An 11,907-nucleotide genomic window follows, 5' to 3' on the forward strand; every position below is an offset into this window, starting at 1 on the left:
TAGCTCCACATAAGGGAGCACCACACTGCTGCAGACCCAGACCAGGGCAATGTGAAAAATCTTGGCCCCGGGTATTTGTCGAAGCCCCACTTTGCGATCACGGAAGGTAAATAGAGGCATTCCGTATAGTAGACTCAGGATTCCAATAAATCCCAAAAACAAAAAGGAATACACATGAATAAACCACAAGCAATAACCAAGCACAAGCAAAGCGATACCATTGTTTAACCACATGACCCATTCATGATTAAAGATCCAGCGTGTCCGGGGGAATTTTGATTCTTTTGGGTGCTTCGGTTTGGACCACCACAGGCTAAAATTATAGAGTAGCAAGGTCGCCGTTCCTTCTACTAAAACGATATACCAATTGATAGACCGTTCAAATATGATATAAGTCAATGCGCATTGTGCCATGGCCGCCATGGCGATCAGAAGATTTGTATAGATTGTGATATAGAATAGCTTTCTTAGAAAAGACATCTTGAAAAATCTTGATGCAAGATAACAATCTTATAGATAAAAGTAGTTTAACATTATATTAAACATCAATTTTTTGATAAAATGGGCAAAAACCGCTAAATTGTACACCGAAATCGAAATATCAAAAACAATTTCGCAACGATAACAATATAAATTAAAATAATTCATAATAATCCTAATAACGATGAGCCTACAAATAAAATCATTTGAAGAATATCAAAGTGAATATAAGCGAAGTGTAGAACAACCTGAGGAGTTTTGGGCGAGCATTGCAGATGATTTTTTCTGGAAGAGAAAGTGGAATAAAGTGCTGAACTGGAACTTTGAGGAACCCAATGTCAAATGGTTTGAGGGTGCTAAATTAAATATTACAGAAAACTGTCTAGATCGCCATATTTATGCTAATGGTGATAAACCAGCCATCATCTGGGAACCTAATGATCCCAATGAAGCGCACCGCATTCTTTCCTATAAGCAATTACTACAAAAGGTAGAGCAATTTGCCAACGTACTTAAAAATAATAACATCAAAAAAGGAGACCGGGTATGTATTTACTTGCCAATGGTTCCTGAATTGGTTATTGCTGTATTAGCCTGTGCTCGTATCGGCGCTATCCACTCGGTGGTGTTTGGAGGTTTTTCAGCACGATCTATCGCGGATCGTATCGTCGATGCGGAATGCAAACTGATCGTCACTTCAGATGGTAGTTACCGCGGCAATAAAACCATTGGTTTAAAAAACATTGTGGATGATGCTTTAATGCAATGTGACACTGTTGAAAAAGTAATTGTTTTAACACGTACGCGTACACCGGTATCGATGATCAAAGGACGTGACGTGTGGTGGGAAGATGAGATCAAAAAAGTAGAAACACAAGGAAATCCAGCATGTCCAGCAGAAGAGATGGATGCTGAGGACAATTTATTCATCCTTTATACATCGGGATCCACAGGTAAACCTAAGGGTGTAGTACACACTTGTGGTGGTTATATGGTGTATACAGGCTATACTTTTATGAATACCTTCCAATATAAGCCAAACGATGTATTTTTCTGTACAGCGGATATCGGCTGGATTACAGGACACAGTTACATCGTTTACGGACCGTTATCACAAGGAGCTACTTCTTTAATGTTTGAGGGTATTCCAACATTCCCGGATGCGAGCCGTTATTGGGACATTGTTGATAAGTTCAAAGTCAATATTATCTATACATCCCCTACTGCTTTGCGTTCATTGATGGCTTTTGGCGACGAATTTGTCGACAAAAACGATCTTTCCTCTTTGCGTGTTTTGGGGTCCGTAGGAGAACCAATCAACGAAGAAGCCTGGAACTGGTTTAACGAAAAAGTTGGTAAAAAGAATTGTCCTGTTGTTGATACCTATTGGCAGACAGAGAATGGAGGCCACTTGATCACTTCTTTGGCGGGAGTAACACCGGAAAAAGCAAGTTATGCGATGTTCCCGATGCCGGGCATTCAACCCGCTTTGATGGATGAGAATGGGAAAGAAATCGAAGGCAATGACGTCACCGGAAACCTATGTATCAAGTTCCCTTGGCCAGGTATGCTACGCACGACATGGGGGGATCATGACAGATGTCGTCAAACCTATTTTTCGACGTATAAGGATATGTATTTTACAGGCGACGGGTGTTTCCGTAGTCCGGAGGGTTATTATAAAATCACAGGCCGTGTAGATGATGTATTGAACGTTTCGGGTCACCGTATTGGTACAGCAGAAGTGGAAAATGCCATCAATATGCACGCTGACGTTGTTGAATCGGCCATTGTCGGATATCCGCACCCAGTAAAAGGCCAGGGTATCTATGCTTATGTCATTGCGAATCACCATACCGATGCAGAAGCCACCAGAAAGGATATCATGGAAACTGTTTCACGTATTATCGGTCCAATTGCTAAACCAGACATTATCCAATTTGTTGATGATTTACCAAAAACACGTTCAGGAAAGATCATGCGTCGTATCTTACGTAAGATTGCCGAAGACGATATCGCCAATGTAGGAGATACTTCGACACTTCAAGATCCTGCCGTTGTAGAAGGAATCATCAAAGGCGCTGCGGCCTTGAGAAAATAACGTATAAAGTATCGTAAAAAAATAACAGCCTTCCAATAGGAAGGCTGTTATTATATTCCCCTCAAGTTTAACCTTATCGGCAATGTATAGCCAACCCGCACAGGCTCACCACGTAGCATACCAGGTTTCCATTTTCTAAGTTTTTTGACGACTTGTATACCAGCAGCCCCTGTACCGAAACCCAAATCGTTCTTTATTTTCAAATCTTCTAATCGCCCTTGTTGATTTATAATGAACGCTATTTCTACAGTACCGCTTATACCATTCATCATGGCTTGTTTTGGATATTCGTAATTTCTTGCCACAAAATACATCATTTCTTTGACACCTCCAGGGTATTCTGGCTGTGTTCTATAGGTAGTAGAATCATATGAAATGACAGTGCCGTTTTCTTTTGTTTTAGTGCCTGAGCGTAATTTGTCCTCCTTATAATGCTCGACAAAAGAATCAGGTCCCCTCTTTCCTCGCCACTCCCCCTCGCGCAAATTATTGACCAGCTGACCTTCTTCAGTTTCGTCCTGTTCATCTATACTAAAACGAATAAAACCGCTCCCATTTTCTAACTTTTTATTGTTCAAAGAGTCATAATACACCACATAGATTGGCTTCTTTATCAGTAGTTTCTTTTTCTTCACTTCACTCGGATAGAATACAATCATCTTCAACTTACTATTCGGATAGAGATAAAAAGCAGAATCTATCAATTTACTCTCATCACTGAACTTCTCAAGACTCTTCAATGTACCATTTTCATAGAATTCATATTTTTTATCTAGAAAATTGAAAGGTGGGTGTCCACTCTTACTTATCGCATTTAGCTTTAGTGAGTCATTACGTAGGTAGTACTCCGCTATTCGATAAACTTTATCCTTTCCCAACGCATCAATATGAATTTCTCTTAAAAAATAAGCCGAGTCTTGCTTCTTAGTCTCCTCCCCATCTTTCCTATGGTAAGTGGTAAAAGTAACTTGTGCCGAAAGGCTCAATCCGCACAGGTTCAATAGAAAAAAACAAATAAGTTTCGTCGAAAAGCCTAAATAATACTTCATAATAATTGTTAATACAGGGGTAATAATAACAAATATCTAGGATAGTTAAAAAATTAATCGGTTAAATAATGTTTATTTCTGTTATGGCCGGCACGGCTGCATACCATTAAGTTTTCCACAGGGTGTTAATAACACTGTTGATAACTTAGAAAACCTACTCACCTTCATCCTCTCGAAGTCTGACAATTTCTTCCAATGCCTGAACATCGATCTGATCCTTTGGTCTATTGATTGCCTTTTTATTAGCGATGAGCTGGTTTATATATAACCTTTCATATCCGTCAGAATGTCCAAGCGAAGCCCATTATTCAAGTGAAAATCTGTCCAGCCAACTACGAAAGGAATAGTTTCCAGCTGTGGAATATCACCAAGGTCAGATAGCCTGAATGCTTCCCTTAACCGTTTTCTATTATCCAATGAGTCTTTTATCCAAATATCTAAATCACCAGTAAACCTTTGAAAACCGTGCAAATTAGTTGCATACCCCCCAATCATAATGTACGCTACATTTGATTCCTCTAAATTCTGCCAAAACTCTAAAATTTCCTGATCAAAAATATCCATACACTATTTCTGATAAAAGGGTTTATGAATAATTTTTGCCTTTTTAAGCGTTTGTTGAATTTTATAGAGACGGGTAGTCATTTCAAATCGCTCCTTATAAGTACGATTAAGTCCGGCCCTCAATAAAGCAATTTCAGATTCGCTAAGAGATTGTGAAGCATGTTCTTTGTGACCATCCATTTCGGTTATACTTAGTTAAACAGATCCATTAACAAAGATGGAACAAAAAAAGCCACATCATCCCGACGTGGCTAAAATAAACATATGAATTTAATTAAACAGTTTCTATTTATACGAGTTTACGGAGCTTGCAACCTTCCAGGTTCCCGATTCATTGATCAATGTCACCAAATCTGTTTTCGTGAAATCCTCAAACTTCATGGTGACACGTGCTACCATATAGTTTTCAGACTCCTCGAGTACTTCGGTACTTGTACTGCAGTTCAATTTTTCACCTTTTTGCTTTTTTAGGAACGAAATGACTTCCGAACGGCTATTGGTGCGTGCAGCTTTTCCCTGAAATTTTTGATTGAATTCCGATGCGAACAATTTTTCTACGCCCTGAGATGCACCTTCTGTCATTACCGACACATAGCTATCGATGGCCAAATCGGCTGTGGAAAGGTTCAATGCTTTGCCAGGGTCAGCTGCTGCCATTGCGAAAGTTGATAGTGTAATCAATGCTGCTGCTGCGAATGTCTTTACTAAAGTTTTCATAATTGCTATACTTTATATTGTTAGTTTTTTTATCTCTTTTCTTATTGTCGCAAGGAAGTTGATTTTGTTGCATCATTTCCTTTAAGATTCTGATTCAAAAGTAAGACAACGCAGCATCCCATTTTATTACATTTAGATCAACGGAATAAAAAAGTCGGTAAATGGAGGTAAAGGAGCGGTAAATGGATATCCGCTCCGGTAGGAAAAAACAAAGGTATGGGTTAACGTTACCTTTATAACTGGAAAGCAGCTAGAATAGTTGCAGGCGTACAATCAACTTCATTCAGCACATTGCACCGTCGGCCATTTTTATGAAGATATATGATCGTAAATCCAACCAGGATCGGCGTACCAACAAATTCCTTGCATGGAATGCTGATTGTCTTGGCCGGAATTGGATCCTGCCCATAGACGATATCGATTTCCCATTCTTCATCCTTTACCTCAGTGAACTCCCTTTCTTTGAAATTGAAAGAAAAGGTATGGAATTTAAAGGCGATAGCATTACAATCTTTGGGTAGCAGCAATGCTCGGTTAATGTCAAATATTGGAAATGATATTTCGATCTTGCTCTCCTCGGTTAGGTTAACCATTGGATCGATATTCAGCGCATCCTGCATATGGAAATTTTCGTTGAATTGGAAATTCACCAATCTGTCGAGCTTACAGTTGTTTAGGCAAAGTGTTCCCCTATCGTCATTGATATTTGTCTTCATTGCCCTATAAATCTGTCTATTCAAGCGATTGCCCATCTGTCCATCATGCAGTTCCTGATGCACTAACCCAAAAGCCTGCCTAATTGCAGCGCCTGCGCGACTTGCCTGTCCAAAATCTTTACCAGCATTCTTCGTGTCGACGTTTTGTTTTACACGGTGTGGTTTACCTTGAATGTAGTTCTTTGTTCCTACCTTCCTGCTTACCAGTGGGCCAACCAGTCCACGGATATAGCCATTATCATTTATTCCCATACAATAAATATACCACCAAAACGACCCTATGTCAAGTATCTTGTTCATTTTTAAGGATTTCGGACGCTGCAGCAAATAGCAATTATAAATTTGAAAATTTAGTGATACCTTTTTGGGGATTAGTTATAACCAATTCCTAACCACCTTCTAATTGCGAGCAAGATGCAGACAGGATGTCTGTACAGTGCAAGCACCCCTAAAAGGTGGACTCAACGTGGACTCACTGTGCACACAAGGTGGTTACAGTACGGAGTTTATCGCAAGTTGGTATGGAGTTGGTGTCAGGAAAATATAATTATTTGCGTCGAGCGGCTGTATTGAACTTTGAGAATAATGTAATCACGATAGAGCTTGATATAGCCCCCACGAACAAGGAATCGGGAATGGACGATTTCTCATCTAGGAAATAGTATACAGCAGCTGCTATTGAAAAGCAGACGATGAAGGACAATATTAAAACAAGTATAAATTTGGTTTTCATTAGTCAAGGGTTAATATAGTACAACTTAATATACAAAAAAATGCTGAACTTTACTGGAGAAGAAGCCTCAACTTGTTAGCTTAGGTAGGCTCAGCCACAAACTTTGATTTTACATACTAAAAGGGGGAAACGTTTTCCACATCGTTATTAACATCATGTGGAAAACTCAAAATCACCCATCATTTTCGTCCAACAACCATTTCGCAAAATCATCAATTTTATCTTTATTGATCACAAGCTGCTGTTCAAGTGGAAAATCTAATTGCAGTCTAAAGTTTTTATCACCATTTACTTCATATCCTTTTATAACACTTCGGTGTACCAGTTCCCAGCGAGTGATCTGATAATATTCCTTCGTATCTAACCTCTCGACGAGGTATTTTAACGCATGGCTATCCTGAATAGGTGGATTTGCTGGATTACGTTCATAGATCGTATTCATCCCATTATTATTGCAGATTAAAACAATGTCCAAATCCATCAGTCGGATATCTTTGCCATCACGTATGGTTATGACCGGATTATCCTGTAAATTATTCTGTTTGATAGCTGCTATCTTTCCCTGCTTTTCGTCATTTATTAAAATCCCAACTTCCCCAATTCCAGCCATATATTCTCTGTACAATGAAGCCAAACTATAGAACAATGTATAAATCAGTGATATACCCATGGAGAATGGCAATTGAAGAATATTTTGGGGAATCCGAAAAAGAGCGCGATCCGTTATTTGAAGATATAATCGGTCCATACATTCGAGATAGAAAATGGTCGGCAGATAGATAAATATGATCTGAATAAAGAAACGTTTTAGAAATTCGTTGCGCCAAGGTTGCTTTTGATCAAAATATGCTGTCGTCTGCATGGTCCACTCCACCATGACAGAAAGAAAAAAGATACTCCAAAGGAAATCGACATAGAAATTTGTGTTGGACAAACAATATTTGTAGATCTTCCATCCCCCGCCGATACGATATCCGGCAGAAGCATTATAAAAAGAAAAAATAAGGATCCATATCGTTCTGGATCTCCAATGATTGACCGAGAGGTCCCAGTCTCCATCTGTGCTTTCGGTACTTTTTACAGATTCCATAATTTATACAGTTTGGCTAATGGTTAACAGCTAATTAACACGATATACTATAATATCAAAAAAATGCTAAAAAATCAACTATTTAGATTTTTATTCAATTTGACTCATCATTTTTTATAGTTCAATATGAATATCAACCAATAAATATGGAAAAAGATCAAGCTTATATTTCTTTTGCTTTCAGACACTGAGATAAACAGCCGATGTCTTGCATAAATTTTCAAGGTAAGGACATCGCTATCAAAAGATGACGATAATAAATAATAACGAAATGGCGAGCGTACTGCTGTTACATCCACTCCGTCTTTCCCGACGGGGCGCTCCAGCGATCTTCAGTACGCTTGTGAAGGGTTTGGCGGGATCGCTGGAGCAATATAAAATAGGGACGCGGGTACAGCGACAAAGTGCAAAGCAAAACAGAGGGCAGGCCGCGCCAAGGTTGTGCCGCTGCGCAATAGGTTATGGATAGGTAAAATAAACTGAGATGAAAAGTCTACAAACAGCAAAAGAAACAATCAAACGACTTGGCCTACGCTTAGAGCCAGTGTTCCAGTCCTTATGGATCAGGCTGTTTGGGCGGTTTGTCCTTCCGTTTAGGTATAGTGCCGTTCCTGTGTTCAGGGAACTTTACTCTGCCCCTATCTGTCTATCCTTGGCCCTAAAGAGAGTTGTGGACAAGATGTGGTATCCGCGTAAGTTTGCACTATTCCCGATTATATTGGTCTCCCGGTTTCAAGGAAGTTGGCTGACCTCAACCTAGGATCCCTCGATCGCATGGCTGTGAGGCAAAACCGAAATGCAACAATAACTCATAAAATTATATAAACTTAAAAAGATGCATATGCGCACTTTAAAAATTAACTGGTTACGTACCGGTCTTGTTTTATCTTTCTTTTTATTGATTGGAGGCTTTTGGGTAGTAAAGGCGATGGAGAAGAAAGAAGTTGAAGCAACCTCTCAAAAAGAACTGGTTGTATTTCATTACGCAAGTGAAGATACCAGCGAGGGAGCATTTGCTAATCCTGACAACTGGGAACCAGGGATTTCTCCATCGGCATGTGGTACAGGTACGACAAAACCTTGTCAAAAAACAGCTGTAGATGAGAATGATCTTGAGTCTATGCTTTCTGGAAAATCCAATCAAAATATATTGGATGATCCAACTTTTAGCAAGAGAGATTAGCAAAATCTAATCTTTAATTAAGAATAGTATTGGGGGTATATCGCCCCAGTACTATTCTCATATTAAAGTGCCTATCTGGGGTTCTGTTCCATCCCCGTCATTTCCAACACGTCTTCAGGCAAAGCAATTGCATAACGCTTATCATTTGGAAGTAGTACAAAGTCTTGACCACTGATTTTACGAGAAAGTGTTATTCCGGCACCATCTCTATTCAACCGCTTGATATCCGACCAACGCAGCCCACGAAACACTAACTCTTTTCGCCTTTCATTCAAGATCGTACCAAGAGCTATGTTCGCATCAGTGAAAACAAAGGGTTTAAAGGTATTTTTATCCCAGCGCTTTATCATCAACTGATTTAGTGTTTCAGCTGCTTTTTCAGGTTCTCCTAAACGAACCTGACATTCAGCGACAATCAGCAACAGTTCGCTGGACGTGATACCTGTAATAAGCCCTTGATGTCCCATATGTGTGCCTTTAAAAAACACATCACCCTTATCATTCAACCTAAAATAGATACTTTTTCGAAGGTCATCGGTTGCATACATCTGGTAAAGATCTTTATTTATCCGAGCAATATTTAGGTTAACAATATTGGAAGCATACATTCTTGTCAAAAAAACGACCTCCCGACTCGTCTGATTTGTAGCTGGTATAGGGAAACTTGCGGCGGCAGACAGATCATTAAAATCAACTAAATCACTGTGGAGCTTCAGCGCCTGTTGCGCATTTGCAAGAGCTTTCTCATAATCCCCCATAATTAAATAAACACGAGCCAATAAGCCATATGCGGCACCCTTTGTCGGAAGTGCAGGTGAAGATCCATCAATAGGTAACAAAGGTAACGCCGCCTGTAAATCGGATAAAATTAAATCATAAGTCTGCTGTACAGTTACTCTTTTTGAAGGTAAATTCATATCAGGATCAAGCCGCAATGCCATACCCAAATCCTTATCGGCAGTTTTGGCATCAAATACGGGTGCCCATACCTGTACTCCATCCAAATAACGGGCTGCTCTAAAAACTAGCGCCTGCCCCCTGATTTCATCCGCCTCGTTACCAGACAGACTGTTATCATCCAATCCCTTAAGTATGGAATTGGACACATAAATACCTTTATAGCAATAATACCATTCATGGCCTCCACCAGATACTGCACGCGTAACATAATCGGGCTGCCAACTGTACAGACGTTTATCACTATCGTAATACAACCCGTTATAGTCAGCATCTGTCAGACTAAAATCACAACTGCTAGTCTCTCCCATAGAGAGATAATTGGAGTTTACTGTCGCCCAATCATTCAAAAGTGCCTTATAATCTGACACGGTCACAGGTATCCCTAAACTCTTATCTGATTTTTCTTCTAAAAATTTGTTACAGCTCCCAAGGCAAAAGACAAACAGAGGGAGAAATAAGACTTTATTCCATATTTTTTTCATAAACTTTTTCTTTAAATGCTTGTTTTTATCCCCACTGAATAGCTCCGCGGTACAATTGTCCTACCGCTTCCCAAGTTAAAATCCGGATCAATACCAGCTTTATTAGCCTTCCATAGTATACCAATATTTTGTATATTAATATAAATATGCAATCTTTTAAATCCTTTGAAAGTGGGGAGATCATACCCAAAATTGATATATTGCAATCGAATGTGATCACCTTTTTCGACTAACACACTAGCCCCTTCATAAAACCGGTCTCTGTTACTATTTGTGGTGTACGGATTAACGGGAATATCTGTAATTAATTCGTCTCCTGGGTTTTGCCATCGATACGCATAATCACTATGACCTTTTCCACTATTAAACAGATTGGTGTAATTAATGGAGGAACGTCGGAACCAATAGCCCAATTTGTAAGTAATGCCAATTTGAAAACTAAAATCTTTATACGAAACCGAATTTTGCAAATTACCAAACAGGGTCGGTATAGCCGATCCATGATAGTTCAGATCTTCCTCCTTAGTACCAGTCCCCGTAATCGCGGTATAATCCTTACTGACCTCACCGTTCAGATACCCTTGTGCTTCGCCCGTATTCGGATCTAGCCCCGCCCATTTATAACTATAGATCGCGTATACCGGTTTCCCCTTTATCCCAGAAATTGGAGGGGTCGCAACATTTACGTATTGCTGTGCCAACGTGCGTGATATCAGGTAATCGTCGATTACATCCTTATATTGGCTCATGTTCAAGGTACTATTCCATTTTAAATGGGTGTGGTCTATATTTTTTGTGGTCAGCTCTAAATCCCATCCCTGTCCATGCATGTTGGCCACATTTCGTTGCATCGAAGTATTTACACCTGTAGTCAAGTCGATCGGAGCTTGGCCAAACAAGTTGCGCCCCCATTTATGATAAAATTCCAATGCACCCACTACGCGATTATTCTTTGTTCTAAAATCAAGTGCGATATTGAGCATTTTACTCGTTTCCCATCTCAACAGGGGATTATAGAAATTCACAAATGCAGCTGAGGGATCACCTGTAAATACAGAAGGAGAAGAGAAAGCAATGGTATTTACAGCCACCATCGCCGGATCTATATTACCGCTGAAACCATAGGAAGTCCTGAGATTAAGATAAGATACTAAACCTGTATTGAAGAATTTCTCATTGGAGATTTTCCATGCAGCACCTGCTGACCAAAAAGGATTCCATTGATCATTTGTTTTTAGGCCAAATAGATTAGATGCATCGCGGCGTAGACTACCAGAAAGCGTATATCTGTTGTCAAAACTATACGCCGCATTGGCAAACTGAGAAACAAACCTTGTAACCGTCTCGCTCAGTGTCTGACTATTCGGAACATAGTCCTTAGCACCTGTAATAACAGTCGGATAAGAGGTTTTATAATCTATATTTCCAAATGTTAAATTATCCGGATTGTATCCATAGAACCTGTTGTTGTTCGACTCTTGCCGAGCATCCCGCATTTCAGCACCAGCAATGGCGGTAATCATATGCTTACCAAAACTACGGTCAAAACTGAGCGTCCCACGTAGATTGTTCGCATGCATTAAGGACGTGCTTTTATCAAGTATTCCACCAACGGGTATTATATATTCGACTTTATTGTTCTGAAGCTGTGTAAAGCGGTTCACATAATCACGTGCCATATAACTATATTGATCGGCAAAGCTTGTTCCCAAGCCGTGCGCTTGTTCATATTGATAATTTCCTGCTATTTTCAGCCCCTTGATAATTTCATAGTTTAGCTCGATCGTCCCCAATAAATCTGTTGCCGGACTTCTGCGTATCTGATGCTCCGA

The 11,907-nt window shown here is 39.7% G+C and carries 11 protein-coding genes and 1 pseudogene; 4 read left to right on the forward strand and 8 right to left on the reverse strand.

Annotated features, from left to right (window positions below):
* Positions 1-480, reverse strand: a pseudogene (locus B2X72_RS24290) (hypothetical protein); the annotation flags it as partial.
* Between the two features lie 184 nt (positions 481-664).
* On the opposite strand from B2X72_RS24290, the gene acs reads away from it, so the two are divergent.
* The gene (gene acs, locus B2X72_RS24295; protein ID WP_286851843.1) at positions 665-2,581 is read left to right on the forward strand and encodes an acetate--CoA ligase; all 1,917 of its coding nucleotides are present in this window, start codon (positions 665-667) and stop codon (positions 2,579-2,581) included.
* A gap of 50 nt (positions 2,582-2,631) precedes the next feature.
* Here acs and B2X72_RS24300 read toward each other — a convergent pair whose 3' ends face one another.
* From B2X72_RS24300 to B2X72_RS24320, 5 genes are all read right to left on the reverse strand, one after another.
* Positions 2,632-3,630, reverse strand: coding sequence for an energy transducer TonB (locus B2X72_RS24300; RefSeq protein ID WP_286851844.1), 999 nt, complete (start codon positions 3,628-3,630; stop codon positions 2,632-2,634).
* Positions 3,631-3,888: 258 nt separating this feature from the next.
* Positions 3,889-4,194, reverse strand: coding sequence for a hypothetical protein (locus tag B2X72_RS24305; protein ID WP_217493566.1), 306 nt, complete (start codon positions 4,192-4,194; stop codon positions 3,889-3,891).
* Between the two features lie 285 nt (positions 4,195-4,479).
* Positions 4,480-4,911 (reverse strand): nuclear transport factor 2 family protein, encoded by a 432-nt coding sequence (locus B2X72_RS24310; RefSeq protein ID WP_075994282.1) that lies wholly within the window; start codon positions 4,909-4,911, stop codon positions 4,480-4,482.
* 233 nt (positions 4,912-5,144) lie between these two features.
* Positions 5,145-5,927, reverse strand: coding sequence for a hypothetical protein (locus tag B2X72_RS24315; protein WP_286851846.1), 783 nt, complete (start codon positions 5,925-5,927; stop codon positions 5,145-5,147).
* 605 nt (positions 5,928-6,532) lie between these two features.
* Positions 6,533-7,450 (reverse strand): hypothetical protein, encoded by a 918-nt coding sequence (locus B2X72_RS24320; RefSeq protein WP_286851848.1) that lies wholly within the window; start codon positions 7,448-7,450, stop codon positions 6,533-6,535.
* A gap of 247 nt (positions 7,451-7,697) precedes the next feature.
* Between B2X72_RS24320 and B2X72_RS24325 the strand changes: the two genes are divergently transcribed.
* From B2X72_RS24325 to B2X72_RS24335, 3 genes are all read left to right on the forward strand, one after another.
* Positions 7,698-7,919, forward strand: a complete 222-nt coding sequence (locus tag B2X72_RS24325) for a hypothetical protein (protein ID WP_286851849.1) — start codon at positions 7,698-7,700, stop codon at positions 7,917-7,919.
* A 15-nt stretch (positions 7,920-7,934) separates the two neighbouring features.
* The gene (locus B2X72_RS24330) at positions 7,935-8,210 is read left to right on the forward strand and encodes a hypothetical protein (protein ID WP_286851850.1); all 276 of its coding nucleotides are present in this window, start codon (positions 7,935-7,937) and stop codon (positions 8,208-8,210) included.
* Between the two features lie 81 nt (positions 8,211-8,291).
* Positions 8,292-8,633, forward strand: coding sequence for a hypothetical protein (locus tag B2X72_RS24335; protein WP_286851851.1), 342 nt, complete (start codon positions 8,292-8,294; stop codon positions 8,631-8,633).
* 71 nt (positions 8,634-8,704) lie between these two features.
* Here B2X72_RS24335 and B2X72_RS24340 read toward each other — a convergent pair whose 3' ends face one another.
* Positions 8,705-10,075: a RagB/SusD family nutrient uptake outer membrane protein gene (locus B2X72_RS24340; RefSeq protein ID WP_286851853.1), complete on the reverse strand. Its 1,371-nt coding sequence runs from the start codon at positions 10,073-10,075 to the stop codon at positions 8,705-8,707.
* 11 nt (positions 10,076-10,086) lie between these two features.
* The coding region (locus B2X72_RS24345) for a TonB-dependent receptor domain-containing protein (RefSeq protein WP_349681405.1) at positions 10,087-11,907 on the reverse strand (1,821 nt) is incomplete at its 5' end.

Origin of the sequence: Sphingobacterium sp. UBA7253 (genome assembly GCF_002472745.1) — a bacterium.
GTDB lineage: Bacteria > Bacteroidota > Bacteroidia > Sphingobacteriales > Sphingobacteriaceae > Sphingobacterium > Sphingobacterium siyangense.

Bases quoted from the DNA above. Each gene is read 5' to 3' on its own strand.
- acs (WP_286851843.1), top strand. From the start codon at position 665: ATGAGCCTACAAATAAAATCATTTGAAGAATATCAAAGTGAATATAAG.
- B2X72_RS24325 (WP_286851849.1), top strand. From the start codon at position 7,698: ATGACGATAATAAATAATAACGAAATGGCGAGCGTACTGCTGTTACAT.
- B2X72_RS24300 (WP_286851844.1), bottom strand. From the start codon at position 3,630: ATGAAGTATTATTTAGGCTTTTCGACGAAACTTATTTGTTTTTTTCTA.
- B2X72_RS24340 (WP_286851853.1), bottom strand. From the start codon at position 10,075: ATGAAAAAAATATGGAATAAAGTCTTATTTCTCCCTCTGTTTGTCTTT.
- B2X72_RS24310 (WP_075994282.1), bottom strand. From the start codon at position 4,911: ATGAAAACTTTAGTAAAGACATTCGCAGCAGCAGCATTGATTACACTA.
- B2X72_RS24315 (WP_286851846.1), bottom strand. From the start codon at position 5,927: ATGAACAAGATACTTGACATAGGGTCGTTTTGGTGGTATATTTATTGT.
- B2X72_RS24320 (WP_286851848.1), bottom strand. From the start codon at position 7,450: ATGGAATCTGTAAAAAGTACCGAAAGCACAGATGGAGACTGGGACCTC.
- B2X72_RS24330 (WP_286851850.1), top strand. From the start codon at position 7,935: ATGAAAAGTCTACAAACAGCAAAAGAAACAATCAAACGACTTGGCCTA.
- B2X72_RS24335 (WP_286851851.1), top strand. From the start codon at position 8,292: ATGCGCACTTTAAAAATTAACTGGTTACGTACCGGTCTTGTTTTATCT.
- B2X72_RS24305 (WP_217493566.1), bottom strand. From the start codon at position 4,194: ATGGATATTTTTGATCAGGAAATTTTAGAGTTTTGGCAGAATTTAGAG.